General features: G+C 39.0%; 20 protein-coding genes and 1 riboswitch. Of the genes, 10 read left to right on the top strand and 10 right to left on the bottom strand.

The window, feature by feature from the left end:
- Positions 1 to 93: 93 nt before the first annotated feature.
- Positions 94 to 1,773, bottom strand: coding sequence for a formate--tetrahydrofolate ligase (locus tag CD31_RS06245; RefSeq protein WP_036076327.1), 1,680 nt, complete (start codon positions 1,771 to 1,773; stop codon positions 94 to 96).
- A 213-nt stretch (positions 1,774 to 1,986) separates the two neighbouring features.
- Here CD31_RS06245 and CD31_RS06240 point away from each other — a divergent pair, with 213 nt between their 5' ends.
- Both CD31_RS06240 and CD31_RS06235 read left to right on the top strand, forming a co-directional pair.
- On the top strand, positions 1,987 to 2,187 hold the full coding sequence (locus tag CD31_RS06240) for a cold-shock protein (protein WP_004269397.1): 201 nt from the start codon (positions 1,987 to 1,989) through the stop codon (positions 2,185 to 2,187).
- 133 nt (positions 2,188 to 2,320) lie between these two features.
- A complete protein-coding gene (locus tag CD31_RS06235) occupies positions 2,321 to 2,590 on the top strand; it encodes an amphi-Trp domain-containing protein (RefSeq protein ID WP_016994894.1) in 270 nt (89 codons plus the stop codon).
- 366 nt (positions 2,591 to 2,956) lie between these two features.
- Here the strand turns inward: CD31_RS06235 and CD31_RS06230 are convergent, their stop codons facing one another.
- On the bottom strand, positions 2,957 to 3,742 hold the full coding sequence (locus CD31_RS06230; protein ID WP_036076326.1) for a VOC family protein: 786 nt from the start codon (positions 3,740 to 3,742) through the stop codon (positions 2,957 to 2,959).
- A gap of 149 nt (positions 3,743 to 3,891) precedes the next feature.
- Here CD31_RS06230 and CD31_RS06225 point away from each other — a divergent pair, with 149 nt between their 5' ends.
- Complete coding sequence (locus tag CD31_RS06225; RefSeq protein ID WP_036076325.1) at positions 3,892 to 4,377, top strand: flavin reductase family protein; 486 nt, start codon at positions 3,892 to 3,894, stop codon at positions 4,375 to 4,377.
- Positions 4,378 to 4,468: 91 nt separating this feature from the next.
- Here the strand turns inward: CD31_RS06225 and CD31_RS22885 are convergent, their stop codons facing one another.
- The 5 genes from CD31_RS22885 to CD31_RS06205 form a co-directional block, all read right to left on the bottom strand.
- Positions 4,469 to 4,624: a YezD family protein gene (locus tag CD31_RS22885; protein WP_004269393.1), complete on the bottom strand. Its 156-nt coding sequence runs from the start codon at positions 4,622 to 4,624 to the stop codon at positions 4,469 to 4,471.
- A gap of 71 nt (positions 4,625 to 4,695) precedes the next feature.
- Positions 4,696 to 4,791, bottom strand: a riboswitch (SAM riboswitch).
- A 170-nt stretch (positions 4,792 to 4,961) separates the two neighbouring features.
- Positions 4,962 to 6,056, bottom strand: a complete 1,095-nt coding sequence (locus tag CD31_RS06220; RefSeq protein ID WP_036076324.1) for a DUF418 domain-containing protein — start codon at positions 6,054 to 6,056, stop codon at positions 4,962 to 4,964.
- On the bottom strand, positions 6,046 to 6,642 hold the full coding sequence (locus tag CD31_RS06215; protein ID WP_036076323.1) for a TetR/AcrR family transcriptional regulator: 597 nt from the start codon (positions 6,640 to 6,642) through the stop codon (positions 6,046 to 6,048). The genes CD31_RS06220 and CD31_RS06215 overlap by 11 nt, the downstream gene beginning before the upstream one ends.
- A gap of 102 nt (positions 6,643 to 6,744) precedes the next feature.
- Complete coding sequence (locus tag CD31_RS06210) at positions 6,745 to 7,419, bottom strand: phosphopantothenoylcysteine decarboxylase domain-containing protein (protein WP_036076322.1); 675 nt, start codon at positions 7,417 to 7,419, stop codon at positions 6,745 to 6,747.
- 71 nt (positions 7,420 to 7,490) lie between these two features.
- A complete protein-coding gene (locus tag CD31_RS06205) occupies positions 7,491 to 8,372 on the bottom strand; it encodes a LysR family transcriptional regulator (protein ID WP_016994900.1) in 882 nt (293 codons plus the stop codon).
- A gap of 134 nt (positions 8,373 to 8,506) precedes the next feature.
- Between CD31_RS06205 and CD31_RS06200 the strand changes: the two genes are divergently transcribed.
- Positions 8,507 to 9,406: a DMT family transporter gene (locus CD31_RS06200; RefSeq protein ID WP_036076321.1), complete on the top strand. Its 900-nt coding sequence runs from the start codon at positions 8,507 to 8,509 to the stop codon at positions 9,404 to 9,406.
- Positions 9,407 to 9,442: 36 nt separating this feature from the next.
- On the opposite strand, the gene CD31_RS06195 is transcribed toward CD31_RS06200, so the two are convergent.
- Together CD31_RS06195 and CD31_RS06190 are read right to left on the bottom strand one after the other, a co-directional pair.
- The gene (locus tag CD31_RS06195) at positions 9,443 to 9,880 is read right to left on the bottom strand and encodes a general stress protein (RefSeq protein ID WP_036076320.1); all 438 of its coding nucleotides are present in this window, start codon (positions 9,878 to 9,880) and stop codon (positions 9,443 to 9,445) included.
- A gap of 190 nt (positions 9,881 to 10,070) precedes the next feature.
- The gene (locus CD31_RS06190; protein WP_016994902.1) at positions 10,071 to 10,511 is read right to left on the bottom strand and encodes a Dps family protein; all 441 of its coding nucleotides are present in this window, start codon (positions 10,509 to 10,511) and stop codon (positions 10,071 to 10,073) included.
- A 217-nt stretch (positions 10,512 to 10,728) separates the two neighbouring features.
- Here CD31_RS06190 and pepF point away from each other — a divergent pair, with 217 nt between their 5' ends.
- Positions 10,729 to 12,543 (top strand): oligoendopeptidase F, encoded by a 1,815-nt coding sequence (pepF, locus tag CD31_RS06185; protein WP_036076319.1) that lies wholly within the window; start codon positions 10,729 to 10,731, stop codon positions 12,541 to 12,543.
- 228 nt (positions 12,544 to 12,771) lie between these two features.
- On the top strand, positions 12,772 to 13,755 hold the full coding sequence (locus tag CD31_RS06180; RefSeq protein WP_016994903.1) for an SEC-C domain-containing protein: 984 nt from the start codon (positions 12,772 to 12,774) through the stop codon (positions 13,753 to 13,755).
- A 64-nt stretch (positions 13,756 to 13,819) separates the two neighbouring features.
- On the opposite strand, the gene CD31_RS06175 is transcribed toward CD31_RS06180, so the two are convergent.
- A complete protein-coding gene (locus CD31_RS06175; RefSeq protein WP_004269383.1) occupies positions 13,820 to 14,011 on the bottom strand; it encodes a zinc-finger domain-containing protein in 192 nt (63 codons plus the stop codon).
- Between the two features lie 187 nt (positions 14,012 to 14,198).
- On the opposite strand from CD31_RS06175, the gene CD31_RS06170 reads away from it, so the two are divergent.
- From CD31_RS06170 to CD31_RS06155, 4 genes are all read left to right on the top strand, one after another.
- On the top strand, positions 14,199 to 14,591 hold the full coding sequence (locus tag CD31_RS06170) for a ribonuclease HI family protein (protein ID WP_036076318.1): 393 nt from the start codon (positions 14,199 to 14,201) through the stop codon (positions 14,589 to 14,591).
- Between the two features lie 232 nt (positions 14,592 to 14,823).
- Entirely contained in the window at positions 14,824 to 15,621 is a 798-nt protein-coding gene (locus CD31_RS06165) for an amino acid ABC transporter substrate-binding protein (RefSeq protein WP_036076317.1), read from the top strand.
- 67 nt (positions 15,622 to 15,688) lie between these two features.
- Positions 15,689 to 16,345, top strand: coding sequence for an amino acid ABC transporter permease (locus CD31_RS06160; protein ID WP_004269380.1), 657 nt, complete (start codon positions 15,689 to 15,691; stop codon positions 16,343 to 16,345).
- A gap of 11 nt (positions 16,346 to 16,356) precedes the next feature.
- On the top strand, positions 16,357 to 17,103 hold the full coding sequence (locus CD31_RS06155; RefSeq protein ID WP_036076316.1) for an amino acid ABC transporter ATP-binding protein: 747 nt from the start codon (positions 16,357 to 16,359) through the stop codon (positions 17,101 to 17,103).
- Positions 17,104 to 17,526: the final 423 nt, after the last annotated feature.

The raw sequence follows: 17,526 nt of genomic DNA, 5'->3' as shown, positions 1-17,526 counted from the left end.
TAGACGATGAATTAGGTCACCTCCTACGAGCCATGTTTACCCATTATCAGTAAAAAAAGCTGCCCAATTAAGTAGGCAGCTTTTAATATTCTATTAGAACAATCCTACCGCATGTCCTTCATTATCGACATTCATGCGTAGAGCAGCTGGTGCTTTTGGAAGTCCTGGCATTGTCATAATATCGCCCGTTAGACAAACTAGGAAGCCCGCACCAAGCTTAGGAATAACTTCACGAATTGTGATGGTGAAGCCTTCTGGACGACCGAGTAAACTTGGTTGATCTGATAAAGAATACTGCGTTTTCGCCATACAAATTGGAAGAGAGTCCCAGCCGAATTTTTCGATTTGGGCAATTTGTTTTTTGGCTTGGTCTGTAAATTGTACATCTTTCCCGCCATATACCTTTTGCACAATCGTACGTACCTTTTCTTCAATCGACTCTGTTACATCATATAAAGGAGAGAAGTTGTTTTCTTCCTCTAGCACAGCTAGTACTTGCTCAGCTAAGGCTAGACCACCTTTACCGCCCTCTTCCCAGACATTCGTACGGGCAATACGAACATGATTTTCTTGACACCAGTTCAGAACGGCTTCTAGCTCAGCCTCTGTATCCGTGATAAAACGATTTAAGGCAATAATTGGTTCAACGCCAAATGTACGAACTGTATCTACATGTTTAGCTAAGTTTTCAATTCCTTGTAGGAGTGCTTCCACATTTTCGCCTACAAGCGCTGTTTTCGGTACACCACCATGCATTTTTAATGCACGAATTGTCGCTACAATGACAACTGCGCTTGGTTTAAAGCCTCCCTTACGAGCTTTAATGTTCATGAATTTTTCAGCACCTAAATCAGAGCCGAAGCCCGCTTCTGTCACCACAATATCAGCTAGCTTACGAGCGGTTTGTGTCGCCATAATAGAATTACAGCCGTGGGCAATATTCGCAAATGGACCACCATGGATAATAGCAGGTGTTCCCTCTAATGTTTGAACTAGGTTTGGCTTAAAGGCATCTTTTAATAATAGTGTTAAGGCACCCTCTACCTGTAAATCACGCACAAAGACAGGCTCACGCTCAAAAGTATAGCCAATCACGATACTTGCGATGCGCTCACGTAAATCCTCAATGCTTGTGGCTAAACAGAATACCGCCATAATTTCTGAGGCAACCGTAATATCAAAGCCATCCTCACGCGGCATACCTTGAACAGGACCACCTAATCCCACCACTACCTTACGAAGGGCACGATCATTTAAGTCCATGACACGTTTCCAAATTATGCGTCGAGGATCAATGTTAAGTGCATTTCCTTGGTGGATATGATTATCAATAAATGCGGATAAGGCATTGTTAGCAGTTGTAATCGCATGAAGGTCACCAGTGAAATGTAAATTAATATCCTCCATTGGTATAACTTGTGCGTAACCTCCACCCGTTGCGCCACCTTTTACGCCCATGACTGGACCTAATGATGGTTCACGTAATGCGACCATCACCTTCTTATCTAATTGATGAAGGGCATCTGCTAGTCCAACAGTCACAGTCGACTTTCCTTCACCAGCTGGGGTTGGACTAATAGCTGATACTAATACTACCTTTGCATCCTCGCCCTGCGCAGTAATTTTTAATGGGTCAATCTTTGCTTTGAAGCGTCCATACTGCTCAAGAGCATCCTCTGGAATACCCGCAGCATTGGCAATTTCCGTAATAGGTTTGATCACTGCTTGACTAGCGATTTCTAAATCTGATAATGGTTGATTTTTCGTTGTCATTTGGCATCCTACTTTCTATGTTGTTCATTTCCATTATAGTCTTAATTGTGAAAAAAAAGAAAGCCAGATACGCAAGCATTTCGTCAATCAATTGACATCTTTGTTCAATTCCTGTATGTTCTAAGAGAAAATGCAATTTTTTCACATTTTCTCAATGAGAGCACCATTTATTTAACTTTATTTTACATTCAAGCGCATTGGAGGCGAATGCTTATGCAACAGGGGATCGTAAAGTGGTTCAATAATGAAAAAGGTTATGGCTTTATTGAATGTGATGATGGCGAAGATGTATTTGTTCATTTTACGGGCATCCAGGAGGAAGGCTTCCGTACACTTGAAGAAGGTCAAAAGGTTTCATTTGATGTTGTGGAAGGCAATCGTGGACCCCAAGCATCAAATGTTGTAAAACTATAAACATAATGGGGCTATCCGTGTAGTTCCAGATTAGCAGCGGATTAGGAAATGAATCGTTTCCTTCATCCGCTTTTTGTGCTGTTTTATAAGCTTAATGACCCCTCCATGTTATAATAGAAGTAATAGGATTTCGATGCAAAAACCAATGACAGAAGTTATTTTGAAGCATAAAGAACGACAAAGTGTAGCAGAATTTGCGGCAACACTGGAAACGATTGCAGAAAAGCTTAAAGAAAATGGTGAATTCACTTTTGTTCAAGGCACAGAGCCAACAGTTGTCAGCCCAAGTGAACAGCTCAAAATCGAATACTCCTATACAAAAAAGGGCGACAAGCATTCATTTGAAATTGAGTTTGATTGGTACACAGGTACAGAAACACCGAAAAAAATGACAATCGAATAATAATAGGTAGCGAAAATCCACTTCTTTGATGAAGTGGATTTTTCCATATTGTTGAATAAAGAGCATGTCACTATAAAAAGACCTTTTAGCAAGGTGAGGGGTTGATTTCGCTCCAGGGTCTCCTGTGTAACGCTAAATCCACAGGAAAGCAAGTAGCCTGTATCAGAAATTCTATTGATGGGTTTGTTTTTCAATACTTATGTACAGAGGCTGGAGCAAAGGTGTTTCAGCCCATAAAAATACCGAGCTATCCACTAAAACGCTTACGAAGTGTTTCGGAATAGTTCGGTTTTTCTAGTTATCATGTATAAAGATTATTCGGCTTAATGAAGGTCCTAGTGTTTGCTATGTTCCAGCCTTTTTTCATTATCGATTTATCCAATAAAAAGCACCTGGGCAAACTAATGTTTCCTTTGTTCGCTTAGGATCCTTTAATGTCACGCCAAATGGTCCCTCTTTGACATGACCGAGTGTCATTGCCTTCGCACTCTCTTCCTTGTAGAAATCTAAACGCATATTCGGTAGCTGTAGTGACATATACTGCTCATATTGCGTAGGCTCTGGTAGCTGTAGCACCTGTTGCCACAGCTGAACGGTTGCCTGCATGTCCCTGACATAGAATTGGACGGATTCCATCGTTATAGCCTGTTTTACATCAATGGCACCACTTGCCTTTAATTGTGCCAAACGCTCTTCATCTTCCTCCGCCCATTCAATCAAAAATGGAAAATCAATTGGAAGATCTGGCTTACCAAAATGCAGTAGCTTCCATTCTACCACTGTGCCATCTGGTCTTGTTCTGCTACATGCATCTGGCCCATATACTTCATAGCCCAATGCTCGCAAGCGCCGACCCTCTTCCTCAATATTTTTTGTACGCAGGGCAATTCGAGAAAATCCCTGGCGCTCTTGATCACGTTTAAACGTATAATGTAGGGAATATGGGTATTGTGCCGCTTGCTCAAATAAATCACGATCATAAATAGCAATTTGTTCAATATAGCTTAAGCCAAAGTAGCTTAACGTATTATAAGTCCCCCACATCGTGTGCTGCCCACCATTCACTGTATGAACATTTCGTTTATTGAAGAAAACCTTTATATTTTCTGGTGATTCCACTTGATGAACCAGATGATCAAAATATAAAGTCATGGCCATTCCCCTTTCTTTCCCCATTACCTTTACCTATATGTTTGATTAGTTTAAAATTTACTCAAGAAAAGGAGTTACTAGTAGGATATGAAAAAAAGTTTCGTTTACCTACAAACTCCGTTCACTAATTTCATAAAGAGGTGATTTGAATGACAGATTTAGTAGCTGCCTTTAAATTGGCATTAGGTAATTATCCTACAGGCGTAACAGTTGTCACGACATGTCATGACACACAACCTATTGGCTTAACCGTCAATTCCTTTGCATCTGTTTCAATCGATCCGCTCCTTATTTTGTGGTCACTCGATAAAAAATCTCAGCTCCATCCTTATTTCACGGCTGCGCCAAATTTTGCGGTCAATATTTTAGCGAGTGATCAAGAGCATTTATGTACACTTTTTGCTAGTAAAATCCCTGATCGCTTTGCGCAAGCACAGTGGTCAACTTCCACTTTAGGACTACCGATTTTACATGATACAGCAGCTAATTTACAATGTAAAACATTTCAACAAATCGATGCGGGCGACCATACCATTTTTATTGGGCAGGTGGTAGACATTACAAATGCTCAAAAAGAGCCTTTGCTTTATCATCGCCGTCATATCGGTCCCATACCAAAAGGCTTTTATAGCTAGCCTATCACACAAAAAAAGGGCCACTTGTAAGCACAGGATATCCTTCATGCTTATAGGTGGCCATTTGACATAAGTTCTACTGAAATCATTGTTATTTTTTCTGCGGAAATCTTTGCTTTTCAAGCCTATTAATTTGCACAATTACACCATCTTGAATCGTAATATGCACTTCACCAAATTCAAGATTTTGAATCGCCTTCGCAATTGCCTCTAGTTTCTTATCATCTACTTTTACTGACTGAGCCATACGAAACACCCCTTCTTTCTTATTCCTTATTGTTCATAAAGAGGCCAACGCATCAAACTGATTGATAGCCCCTCCTATCTCTCAGACACCATCTGTTGGATTTGGCACCTGTTTTTCGGTTGCCGAGGCTTCATTGGGCCAAGTCCCTCCACCTCTCTTGATAAGAGTACTGCGTTTCTTGAAAATAATTCTATAATTCCGCTATAGGAATGTCAATACAAAATATTAGAAAACCTAGTTGAATACTATGCAATATGTCGTTTAGATTAAAAGACTCCCTATACCTAAAGTATTTTATGCCTAGTCAGTGAGAAATAGATGGCAATCCATTAATTTATTACGAGCTCCATTTCCTCATTATGAATTCAAGTGGGCCTCGATGATGTTTAGCCCTCCACCATACAGAAACAAAGACACATCCTAAAAAGTAACAGCAGGCATACAGCATAGAAAAAGCAAGTGTTTGGTTCTCCAGCTTTTGGCAAACAATTAGTATTCCAATGCCTATAAAAACATGGCCAACATAATGCGTTAAAGACATTTGTCCAGTTAAGATTAAAGATTGAATGACTTTATTTTTATATGTCTCTACAAGATAGATGGAGCCCACGATAAGGACAATAGCCGAAGCCGAATTAGATAGGACATACATCATATTTGGTGGAATCGGTCCTGTATCAAATAAATACAATGCACTCTCTACATCCAATAAATGAATGGTTGTCATCTTAATGAATACTGTTGAACAAGCCTCAGTCAAGATGACTAGCAATAAACCAGTCACCAATAAGATTTTTCGTAATGTACGATTTGTTAAATCTAATGTGCCGATTAACATGCCGATCAGAAAAAAACAAATCCAGGGGAAAAGTGGGTGATAGCCATTAAACAGCAAATTTCTAATAAATCCTACTGGTGTCCAAAAATCCAGATACTCTAGTAACACATATGTTGGATGCCAGCCAGCAAGGTAATTAAATTGAATTTGAAGCCATTGTGAAAGGATAAGAATGACACCGATAATAAACATCATCCTTTTCTTAGATTGGGCAATCAACCATGCGGCAACAAACATATACACGCCATAATAATGTAATATATCTCCTGTCCAACCGATCGCATATAGTACTATCCCTATCATGAATAATAAAAGCGACCTCTTCCACAAAATAAGTCGATTCTGACGAAGAAGCATTGGGTCCTTACTCTCTCTAGCCTGACGAGTCATTAAGGCTGTTCCTATTCCTGCTAGCATGACAAATACGGCCGACGCACGCCCCTCAAACATATTTTGTAAGGCAATCAACCGTGTTGAACCATTCGTTGTAGAACCTGTTATGACGCCAAAATTGACAATGAACATACCAAGCATAGCGAGAGCTCTTGCAAAATCAAGACCTTCAATGCGCCGATCATCATTTCTATTTGTCATCTTTGCCCCCTTGAATAACGCTATGTACAGCCTCCTTCCAAATAGCTCTATAGTTCAATTGGTTACCTGTTAACATGAAATTACCGATATTATCATAGACCAAGGCTAGCATCTGTGCCTTTGCTTCTATATGAGGCGTATCGTCTAGAACTCCTAGCCGCACACCCCATTGTAGGACTTCAACAAAGCTTGTTAAAAAGCTGGTTTCTAGCTCCACTAATTGGCTCTTATAGCTTTCATCGCGAGCCGCTAATAGCACATATTGATTAAATATTTTATTAAAATAAGGATCCTTGCCCTGTGCCTCAATAGACTTATAGCCTAGCTCGAGTAATTTTTCCTTAAAATTAGCGGAAGTAAGCTCTTTATAATCCACAGCGATATCCTGTTGAATTTCTTTATACAATTCATCAAATATGTAAGCGATTAATTGATCTTTTGATTGAAAATAATAGTAAATGGCTGGTTTTGAAATACCTACCTCTGTAGCAATCATTGCTAAGCTTGTTTTTTCAAACCCATTTTCCGCAAACATCACATAAGCAATTTCTATAATCTTTTGAAAGGTTTGTTCTTTATTTCCCATTATTACCCTCCTTTTTTACCGACCGTTAAGTAAATATTATAGGATGCTAACCTTTTAGACAAGAAAAAACTGTGTAGAAATAGTTCTCTACACAGTTCACATTTATTGATTTTGTAAATGCATCATTAAAGCTTCTGCTGTTTTTTGCTTACCCATTACTTTAATAGGCTGTCCATCAGCAGGTACAATCCAATGAGGTTCATCCCCCCCATATAAAGACTGAGAGCTATTTGCTACCATAAATTGAGCATTGGCTGTTTCCATACGCAGTCTTGCGCGAGCTAACAAGAATTCCTCATCATTCGTGGCTTCGAGCTTAAAGCCTACTAATGTTACATTCGGTTGCCAGCCCTTAATTTGACCTAATACTTTTGGCGCTTTTTTAAAATGAATAATAGGTGGTTCGTCAGAAGGCATTTTCCCCGTTTCCTCCATTAAATTACCTGATTGATCATATACTTTGTCAATGACCCAATCAGAGCCCGCAGCCGCCATAATGACAATATCGATATGTTGTTGTTGAACTGCATGACGCACCTTTTGTCCTAAATCCTCTATGCCTTCAAATTGTATCAATGTCATATCATTTTGGTTTTCTGGGAGCTGTGCAAAGTAACCATGCATGTACACTACATTAGCGCCAGCAGCCAGCGCCGCCTCTGCTAAATAACACCCCATTGTGCCTTTTGATAAATTCGTGTGACCTCGTACACGATCCCATTTTTCAAGTGTTCCCCCACTTGTAATCAGTACGGTTTTGCCCTGTAATGTCCCCATACACTCACCTATTTTCTGAAATATATACAATTACTATTTTAACGTAATGTAAGGATATGCTTCAATAGCCACTATTTTAGGGAGCTGTTTTGCTCTTTTAGCCAAGCACTTAATATCTCTGCAAATTTCTTTGTGACGGGCGAAGCATGATGTTTCATAGCAATACCAATCGTTCGGTAGCCACCTTGCTTTAATGGAATCGCTTTCAATGTTGGCGGTAAATTTTGAATAACCAACTGAGGTAAAATACTGATCCCTAAATGATGAGAAATCATGGAAAGAATCCCTACCTCCTCAGAAAGCTCAAAGCGGATATTCGGCTTGACATGATATTGCTCTAATAGCACCTTGACATCATTTGTCCCTTTATAGGAAGTCATAATAAATGGCATATCCTCTAAATCTACGATATCAATTTCTGTCTTATTAAATAAAGGACTTTTATCCGAAACAATACATAACAATGGGTCCTGTTGGAGCTCAGTGAACTGATATTGCTCTGACTTTTGGCCATTCAAAAATCCTACTTCCACTTCACCGCTTAAAAGCCATTGTTCAATTTCATAGTAATCTCCCTCTCGTAACTCCACCTGTATCCCTGGAAATTGATTATCCATGATCTGAACAATTTCTGGCATCCAATTCGAGGAAATACTCGATATTACACCAATTCGAACCTTACCGCGTGTTACCCCAAGAATATGAGCTGCTTCCTGTTGCAATAATTCCTGAGCATCCAAAACCTGACGCATTGCCCTTAGCATTGTTTGTCCCTCACTCGTTAATGTTACACCTACCCGACTTCGATGAATGAGAGCAAAGCCAAACTCTTTTTCTAAACTTGATACGGCATGACTCACAGCAGACTGTGTTAACCCTAGTGCATCCGCTGCTTTTGTAAAGCTTGCCACCTCTGCCACCTTTGTTAAAATCTCATATTTAACTAAGCTCATCCGCAATCCCTCAATATACATGAATTTTTTTAATCCTATTCATTATAAACATTCGTTTTACTAATCACAATACAAGATATATAGTAATTTTTAGTATAAAAACTGTTTTAGTACACAGATGGTAGGTGAACATAATGAGTATCCAAGGAAAAGCAAATGTATTGATGGTTATTGTCACAATGTTTTGGGGGCTCTCTTATACCTTTATGGTCATGGGGCTAGAAACGTTGGCAGTTTATAATGTGGTGGCATTACGTTGTATCATCGCATTTTTTGTAGCAGGACTTATTTTTTACAAACGGATGATCAAAGTAAATGGTAAAACATTAAAATATGCGGCTATTCAAGGATTTTTACTATTCATTGTGTTCGCGTTAAGTTTATTTGGTTTACAGTCTACTTCTGTTTCAAATGCTGGCTTCATCTTGAGCCTAACAGTCGTGTTAGTGCCGATTTTCAGTAGCTTTATTGAAAAAAAGTTACCTTCACGTGCAGTAAGCTTTGCGATCATTTGTACCATGATTGGGATTACCGTCTTAACAGCACACGGCACATTCACTTTCCATAAAGGCGATTTATTAGTCGCAATTGCAGCGTTAGGTTATTCAATTTATTTACTTTTAAATAGCTCATTCACGCGAAATGTAGAGTCCATTTCATACGGAATTTATCAGCTTGGCTTTGCTGGTATTTATGCGCTAGTGTTAACTTTTCTATTCGAAACACCAACATTGCCAAATTCAACAACATCCTGGATTGCTATTTTAGGGCTTGGCATCATCTGTAGTGCGTTTTGCTTTGTGGGTCAAACTGTTGCACAACAGTATACTTCTGCTACACATACAGGTCTTATCTTCTCCTTAGAACCTATTTTTGCCGCTATGTTTGCCATGATGTTTATCGGAGAAGGCTTAACAATGAAATTAATGATTGGTGGTAGCTTTATTCTTATTGGTAATTTAGTGGCTCAATTAGAGCACTTCCATGCCCTACGCTTTATAAAAAAAGACGCACAAGAAAAAGTCATACAGTAAAACAGAGTGATCCCAGTGATCACCCTGTTTTACTCTTTATAAAAATCTTCTATATTGCTCTGCCTCTATCATACGTTGTTGATTTCTTAAACGCTCCTCTTGCTCTTCAGCAGTCTCTGGATATGTTTGGAGTGTATCAACATCATCCTCATGCTCTGCATATAAAACAATACTGCCTTGTTCTACAAGGTGTGCATAGTAAGCGATTTGTCCCTCTGACAGATTAAATCGTTTTAAGCCCTCTGTAACGGCTGAGTCGCCTGTAAACCAAGATTTAAATTGGTCTACCCAATTTCCAGCCTCATGCGTTTGCACATCGGCATCCCATTTTACATCCTCAAACTGTTGGGGATCTCTCGCAATAATATGAATATCGTCTTGGTGATAACCTTCCATTCGCATATTCTCTAAAATGTGAAGCATTTCATCCCTTGTATGGGCCACCTCAATTTTTGGATTTTGTTCATTCATCATGTTCAATTCCTCCTATGTTGTATGGCTTACTAGATAATTACCCGCACTGCACACAAGCAAACCCATTTTACTCAACTGTAATAATTGTTAAATTGCCTTAAACTACGTTGCCCGTTTGACATAATGCCTTCAGGGCAGAAAAAAAGCATGCTGGAGAGACTGTCTTCTCCAGCATGCCAATTGTCAATTTTTACTTGTCAAGAAAGGCTTTTAACATCCATGTATGCTTTTCAAGAGACTGGTACATGGCATTGAGTAAATCCTCTGTACGGTCGTCTCCTTCTTCTGCAGCTAGCTCCATTGTAGAGTTTAAAGCTTTCATCAGCTTTTGGAAATCTGAGATTGTCGTTGCAACCATGTCCTCTGTCGTTTCTTCACCTGTAGCTTCCTCTACATAGGATAGCTCTAGATGCTCTTTTAATGTCGCCACTGGCTTGCCATCCTTTGATAAAATACGCTCTGCTATTTCATCTAAATTCAATGTTGTTTCATTATACAGCTCTTCAAATTTTGCATGTAATGTAAAGAAGGCTGGACCTGTGACATACCAATGATAATTGTGTAGCTTTGTATAAAGCACAGACCATGTCGCCACTAGCTTATTTAGTTGTTTGTTTAAGTTTTGTGTCATAATCAAGTTCTCCTCCAATATGTCTCGTTCTAGCCATTAGTATGCGTAATGAAAGATGTTGGCTATACACTCATTGTTCCCGACCGACAATATTTCAAACATCCTTCATAAGAAACGATTTAGAGTAAGAATATTTCAACTATTCTACGAAATTATTTCACTTTCCGAAATAGTTTCGTTATAATGAAATCACTTATATGTAAAGGGGTGTCCATAAATGAAAGTTTTACCATTACGAAAAGATGTTGCAGTAGAAGAAACTTGGGATTTAACAGATTTATTGAGCAATGAGGCTGATTTTGAACCTACCTTAGCACAATTAGTGGAAGATGCACTTAGCTTCGAGCAACAATACAAAGGTACGATTACAAATGCACAAAAAGTAATTGATGTGTTAACAGCCTTTGAAGAGCTGCAAAAAAAGTTTGTTCCGATTGGCACATATGCAAGCTTAAATCTCGAAACAGATCGCACAAATGATGTAGCCCAAATGCGTGCGGCAAAGTTTGGTACAGCTATCGGAAAAGTCAGCAGTGCACTATCCTTCGTGCGTAGCGAGTTACTGGCATTGGATGAAGCTGTTTTACAAGAAGCAGCAGCATTAAGCCCTCTTTACAAACGCTATCTAGAGGAATTATTAAAACAAAAACCACACCAGCTCCATCCTGAAGTGGAAAAAGCGCTGGCAGCCTTCAGTGCCACATTTGACGCGCCATATAAAACGTACAATACGACGAAATTAGTGGACATGGATTTTGGCGAATTTGAAGCCAATGGCGAAAAGCATCCTCTTAGCTTTGTGCTGTACGAAAATGACTGGGAGTTTGAAGCAAATACAGATGTACGCCGTGCTGCATTTCAAGCTTTTTCAAGCAAGCTACGCGATTACCAGCATACAACGGCACAAGTATATAACACACATATTCAACAAGAAAAAACAATGGCTGACCTAAGAGGCTTTAATTCTGTCATTGATTATTTATTATTTGATCAAGATGTCGATCGTTCCCTCTATAATCGTCAAATTGATTTAATTACAAAAGAGCTTGCCCCGCATATGCGTCGTTATGCAACGTTGATTCAAAAAGCCAACGGAATCGACCAAATGACATTTGCAGATTTAAAAATTGCGCTGGATCCTGAGTATGATCCACGATTATCAATGGCTGAGGCAAAAGAATATGTTGAAAAGGCCTTAGCCGTTATGGGTGAAGACTATAATCAATTAATGGAGAGAGCCTTTAATGAACGCTGGATTGACTATGCGCCAAACAAAGGAAAATCTACAGGGGCATTCTGCTCAAGTCCGTATGGTAGCCATCCTTATATTTTAATGTCTTGGAATGAACAAATGAATGAAGTCTTTACACTTATTCATGAGCTTGGTCATGCTGGGCATTTTGCAAATACGTATGAGCATCAGTCTTATCTTAATAGTCGACCATCTCTGTACTTTATTGAAGCGCCATCGACAATGAATGAAATGCTGTTAGCGAATTATCTACTAACACATAATGATGATCTACGCTTTAAACGTTGGGTGATTTCCAATATTGTAGCGAAAACATATTATCATAACTTTGTTACACATTTACTAGAAGCTGCCTATCAACGCAAAGTCTATGAATTAATTGATGCTGGAGAAGCAGTGAATGCAACCATCCTCAATCAATTAAAACGTTCCGTATTGGAAGATTTCTGGGGTGATACAGTCGCTATTTCTGAAGGTGCTGAACTCACATGGATGCGTCAGCCGCACTATTATATGGGCCTTTATCCATACACATATAGTGCAGGGTTAACCATCTCCACACAAGTGTCTCAACGTATTTTAAAAGAGGGCGCTCCAGCTGTTGAAGATTGGCTAGCAGTTCTTCGGGCTGGCGGCACAAAATCACCAGTGGAGTTAGCGCAAATGGCTGGGGTTGATATTACGACCGACCAACCACTTCGTGATACAATTGCCTACATTGGCCATTTAATTGATGAGCTTGAACGTCTGACAGTGGAAATCGAAGCCGTTCAGCAATAATTTAACTAGAAAACGGTCCTACCTATTCAAAGGTGTAGGTCGTTTTCTTTTTTTAGTTCTAAGTAGAAAAATACGTACATATACTAGAATCAGGGCGTCCCTCTACATTTTTTAGATATTTCAAAATAGACAATCATTTTTCTTCATACAAAAGTACCGTTATTATTAATAGTACGCAAATTATTTAGCAATATACGATTAACAATGATTAAAGGAAGTGTTCTAATTATGGTAAAACGTAATGATCCATGCCCATGCGGTAGCGGCAAAAAATATAAAAAATGTTGTGAAGGCAAACAACAAGTAACAGTGGAAACAGTACAAATCGAAGAATTAGAGCGTGTGCTACAAACATTTTACTTAGAATATCCTGAACGTAAAGATGTTCGTGCCTATATTGAGCATGTGGGCACATGGCAGCCTAAATTAGAGAGCGTTTTACAGCGAGAGCTAATCGAAGCCATCGCTTTAGACGACTTTTTCTTCCATCAAGAGCCATCTATTTGGAAAAATTATCTGAAGAAAACGAAGAAAAAGGCGGTAAGACCTTCTACGGTCAAAGTACTTGAAGATTGGTCTCAGCCTACTTTATTTATTGGTACAGTGTCTGTTGTTGAGGAAAAATATTTCAAGGCTAATCATTTACTTACAAATGATGAGCTTTATATTCGACGTGAAAATAACAAACCGATCCCTGAAGGAATGCATGTATTTGCCTTCATTTTACCAGATGGTACGAAGAAATCGACTCATTATTTAGCTGTGTCTACACTGATTTTCTTCCCAGAGGATCATGCGAAAGTATTTGAAGAATTCAAGAAGAGCTTTGAGGCTTCAGAGAAGAAGGTTGGCTCCTTCTTAAAAGAAGAGCACCTAGCATTCTGGGAGTTATTAGTATCAAATGGCTATAAAGGTGAGGAATTCTCAAACTTTGAGAGCAATGTCCTATCACAAGTAAAAGACTTCTTAGAGCAAAATGAGCGTGAAACAGCACCAATGCTTGAGCTTTTAGAGGACTATTTAATTGAAGGTCAACCGACTGCGCGTAAAGAAGCAGCCATTGCAGCTGGTGCAATTCGTTATGGTCAGGAAAAAGAACTATTCGAGTCTCTATCCATGACCGTGAAAGAAATCGCTGCAACATTTGATATTTCGGCTTCCTCTCTTACAAAGTATTATCAAGACCTAAGCAGCTATGCTGAAACGAAATAATCATGACAATTAAAGAAGCTACATGTATTAGCGTTTCTAATACATGTAGCTTTTTCTCATGTGTTCATTTACTATAAACTTTTAAAAGCTCTTCCCCTAGGAACTGTAGCTTTTCTCCAACTGAACAGGCTTCAATGCAGAAACGATGAGCCCCTGGTTTACCACGTTCTTTACGTAATTGCTTAATCACTAAGCAATCCGAACAATACGTATCATGCAGTTCGTCAATATCCTTCATAACCGTCACTTTATCCATGTCGAACTCTCGCTCCTTTCACGTCCAAAATTCACTTCCTACTATTATGAAGCGTTCAATTTCAACACGCAACTATTTTGTTTGCTTCCTACGTATTTTTTCAAACACGAATTGCTCACAAGGATGCTTTGCACCATAGCCATGTTGTACAATTATAGAGAAAGTCAAAACGCAAAGTAGGGATGATATGTTAGAAGTTTATATAGATGCTGCCAGTGCAGGAAATCCTGGTCCAAGTGGGATAGGCATATTTATTAAAGGTGAAGGTCACCATATCCAAATCAGCGAGTATATTGGTGAGACAAACAACCATATTGCTGAATTCACGGCATTGGTTCGTGGCCTAGAAGAAGCACAAAAGCTAGGCTCCCCTCTTGTCTCAGTGCGTTCAGATTCCAAAATCGTTGTCGCCTCTATGGAAAAAGAATATGTGAAAAATGAGGAATTTAAACCTTATTTAGAAAAAGCTTTAGCGCTTGCCACAAGCTTTGATTTATTCTTTATCAAATGGGTGCCCGACTCACAAAACAAAGCGGCTGATGCCCTGGCCCGCAAAGCAATTCAAAGCAAAAATAGTTAATCTCATTTCACAGGACTGTTCGTTAGGAGCAGTCCCTTTTTCTTTCCCCTATTCTTCAGTTACTTATTATCTCCCAATTTCATTATTTTATGATATGCAAAAAAATGCTAGAAAACGCCGCTCATTTTCTGATTAATCCAAAACGATATTGACATTGTTAAAGCACGATGTTATCCTTTAACACATTAGTAGTTTAGCAAACGAAAGCGATAGATTATAGGGGGAAACAAAAATGAAACGTGTATTGACTTTATTTATGATGCTGACAGCTGTCATCGTTTTAGCAGCATGCGGTACTTCAAAAGAAAAGACAGCAGAAAAAGACGAAACAGCAGCAGATCAAGAAAAAATTATTATTGGAATTGACGATAAATTTGCACCAATGGGCTTCCGCGATGATAAAAATGACATCGTTGGATTCGATATTGATTTAGCTCGTGCTGCAGCAGAGCATATGGGTGTTGAAGCGGAATTCCAGCCAATCGATTGGAAAACAAAAGAGGCTGAATTATTAAGTGGACGCATTGATTTAATTTGGAACGGTTATACCATTACAGATGAGCGTAAGGAAAAGGTTTTATTTACAAAGCCTTATCTTGAAAACTCTCAAGTTGTGATAACAAAGGCAGATTCAAAGATTACAAAGCTAAGTGATTTAGCAGGACAAGAAGTAGGTATTCAATCCCTTTCTTCTGCGGCAGATGCATTAAACGGTAACCCAATTCACAAAGACGTGAAAAAAATTACAGAATTTGCGGATAATGTTTTAGCATTATCAGACTTAAAAACAGGCCGTGTTGATGCTGTGGTAATTGATGCTGTAGTTGCAGAATATTACATGACACAAGAGCCTGACACATTCAAATTATTAGAGGAATCACTCGCACCTGAGCAATACGGTATTGGTGTGAAACCAGGAAATGAAGCCTTATTAGAAAAACTACAAGCTGCGTTAGACAAAATGAATGAAGACGGTACTGCGGCTGACATTTCAACAAAATGGTTCGGAGAAGACAAAGTATTAAAATAATGACAGGATACATCAACTGTAAGAGTTTCCTTAGTGGAACTCTTACTCTTTTTGGAGGGACATCGTTATGGCGGATTACTGGCAAACTATGATATTACCGATGCTAGAAGGGGCAAAAATGACAGTTTTACTGTTTTTCATCGCCATTTTGGTATCGATTCCATTCGGCTTTTTACTAACACTCGCCGTAAAAAGTCGGATTAAACCACTCGCTTGGCTTGCACATACGTATATTTATATCATGCGTGGTACACCACTATTACTGCAATTATTATTAATTTGCTTCGGTTTACCTATGCTACCAGTAATCGGTGAATATTTAGTACTCGATCGTTTTGTGGCCGCTTGCCTTGGCTTTATTTTAAATTATGCTGCCTACTTTGCAGAAATATTCCGTGGTGGTCTTCTTGCCATCGATAAAGGACAATATGAGGCAGCCCAGGTACTCGGCTTATCCAAATGGCAAACGACGACACGTGTTATTTTGCCACAAATGTTTCGTGTCGCCTTACCCGCATTATCAAATGAATCCGTTACACTAATTAAGGATACAGCCCTACTTTATGCAGTTGCTGTTCCAGAATTACTACATTTTGCGCAAACAGCTGTCAATCGTGACTTCACAATTACACCGTTCTTTATTGCGGGTGCAATTTACTTAGTCATGACCCTTGTATTGACCGTGTTCTTTAAATGGCTGGAAAAACGCTTTAAATTCGAATAGAGGTGACACATATGGCATTGATGGAAGTAACAAATTTGAAGAAATCTTTCGATCAGGTGGAGGTTCTGAAACAAATTACATTTTCGGTAGAGAAGAACGATGTCATTGCAGTTATCGGTCCCTCTGGATCTGGGAAAAGTACAATGCTTCGAAGCTTAATACATTTAGAAGAAATCGATGGTGGCAGTATTGTAGTAGATGGTGACTATCTTGTACAGGATGGACATTATACAAAGCCACAGGACATTAAAGCAATCACAGCTAAAATGGGGATGGTCTTTCAACACTTTAACCTGTTCCCCCACTTAACCGTTCAGCAAAACCTCGAAATGGCACCGAGCTTATTAAAAAAAGAATCGGCAGAAGCCATTACGAAACGCTGTCAAGATTTACTACAAAAAATTGGGCTTGCCGACAAGGCCAAGGCTTATCCAGCCAATCTTTCTGGTGGTCAAAAACAGCGTGTAGCGATTGCCCGTGCCCTAATGATGAATCCTCAAATTTTGTTATTTGATGAACCTACCTCTGCCTTAGATCCTGAGCTGACAGGCGAAGTATTAAAGGTTATGAAAAGCCTAGCAGAGGATCAGATGACGATGATTGTCGTGACACACGAAATGGGCTTTGCACGAGAGGTAGCAAATAAGGTAGTCTTTATGGACGGTGGTCAAATTATTGAAGCCGACCATCCAGACAACTTCTTTACAAACCCTCAAAACGACCGTACAAAGGCGTTTTTACAAAAGAATTTTAACTAAGTTAAAGGAGAGCTGGCTTATGCCGCTCTCTTTTTTTACAGATTTTTATGTACAGAAAAGAGGATGGGACAAAAGAAAGAATGTTAGACCATATACAAGTTTGGTCTAACATTTTTTTGCGTTATTAGAACAAATATACTTTTAAAAATAAGAATTTGCTGTTCTGGATGTCAATACGGCTTTTAGCAATTGACAAACCTAATCCGCTACCTTGACTTGATCTCGAATAAGATCGATTGCTTCTAAAGCATGGTAAGCTTTGAATGCTTGATATCCATCGTCTAAGTAGTTTATTTCACCCTACCAACTGATTCCCCAAAAATCATTTGTAGTCCATAACAATTTATTTTACATTATTTGAAAAAAACCGTTTATCCATGTTATAATTCTTAGTGAAGATGTATATAAGTAAATAAGACCATT

It is taken from the genome of Lysinibacillus boronitolerans JCM 21713 = 10a = NBRC 103108, assembly GCF_000772935.1.
Taxonomy (GTDB): Bacteria; Bacillota; Bacilli; order Bacillales_A; family Planococcaceae; genus Lysinibacillus; species Lysinibacillus boronitolerans.
This window is presented reverse-complemented; position numbering and strand designations above follow the sequence as displayed.

Excerpts from the sequence above, each read along its gene's own strand:
- CD31_RS06245 (WP_036076327.1), bottom strand. The coding sequence starts at position 1,773 with ATGACAACGAAAAATCAACCATTATCAGATTTAGAAATCGCTAGTCAA.
- CD31_RS06240 (WP_004269397.1), top strand. The coding sequence starts at position 1,987 with ATGCAACAGGGGATCGTAAAGTGGTTCAATAATGAAAAAGGTTATGGC.
- CD31_RS06235 (WP_016994894.1), top strand. The coding sequence starts at position 2,321 with ATGCAAAAACCAATGACAGAAGTTATTTTGAAGCATAAAGAACGACAA.
- CD31_RS06230 (WP_036076326.1), bottom strand. The coding sequence starts at position 3,742 with ATGACTTTATATTTTGATCATCTGGTTCATCAAGTGGAATCACCAGAA.
- CD31_RS06225 (WP_036076325.1), top strand. The coding sequence starts at position 3,892 with ATGACAGATTTAGTAGCTGCCTTTAAATTGGCATTAGGTAATTATCCT.
- CD31_RS22885 (WP_004269393.1), bottom strand. The coding sequence starts at position 4,624 with ATGGCTCAGTCAGTAAAAGTAGATGATAAGAAACTAGAGGCAATTGCG.
- CD31_RS06220 (WP_036076324.1), bottom strand. The coding sequence starts at position 6,056 with ATGACAAATAGAAATGATGATCGGCGCATTGAAGGTCTTGATTTTGCA.
- CD31_RS06215 (WP_036076323.1), bottom strand. The coding sequence starts at position 6,642 with ATGGGAAATAAAGAACAAACCTTTCAAAAGATTATAGAAATTGCTTAT.
- CD31_RS06210 (WP_036076322.1), bottom strand. The coding sequence starts at position 7,419 with ATGGGGACATTACAGGGCAAAACCGTACTGATTACAAGTGGGGGAACA.
- CD31_RS06205 (WP_016994900.1), bottom strand. The coding sequence starts at position 8,372 with ATGAGCTTAGTTAAATATGAGATTTTAACAAAGGTGGCAGAGGTGGCA.
- CD31_RS06200 (WP_036076321.1), top strand. The coding sequence starts at position 8,507 with ATGAGTATCCAAGGAAAAGCAAATGTATTGATGGTTATTGTCACAATG.
- CD31_RS06195 (WP_036076320.1), bottom strand. The coding sequence starts at position 9,880 with ATGATGAATGAACAAAATCCAAAAATTGAGGTGGCCCATACAAGGGAT.
- CD31_RS06190 (WP_016994902.1), bottom strand. The coding sequence starts at position 10,511 with ATGACACAAAACTTAAACAAACAACTAAATAAGCTAGTGGCGACATGG.
- pepF (WP_036076319.1), top strand. The coding sequence starts at position 10,729 with ATGAAAGTTTTACCATTACGAAAAGATGTTGCAGTAGAAGAAACTTGG.
- CD31_RS06180 (WP_016994903.1), top strand. The coding sequence starts at position 12,772 with ATGGTAAAACGTAATGATCCATGCCCATGCGGTAGCGGCAAAAAATAT.
- CD31_RS06175 (WP_004269383.1), bottom strand. The coding sequence starts at position 14,011 with ATGGATAAAGTGACGGTTATGAAGGATATTGACGAACTGCATGATACG.
- CD31_RS06170 (WP_036076318.1), top strand. The coding sequence starts at position 14,199 with ATGTTAGAAGTTTATATAGATGCTGCCAGTGCAGGAAATCCTGGTCCA.
- CD31_RS06165 (WP_036076317.1), top strand. The coding sequence starts at position 14,824 with ATGAAACGTGTATTGACTTTATTTATGATGCTGACAGCTGTCATCGTT.
- CD31_RS06160 (WP_004269380.1), top strand. The coding sequence starts at position 15,689 with ATGGCGGATTACTGGCAAACTATGATATTACCGATGCTAGAAGGGGCA.
- CD31_RS06155 (WP_036076316.1), top strand. The coding sequence starts at position 16,357 with ATGGCATTGATGGAAGTAACAAATTTGAAGAAATCTTTCGATCAGGTG.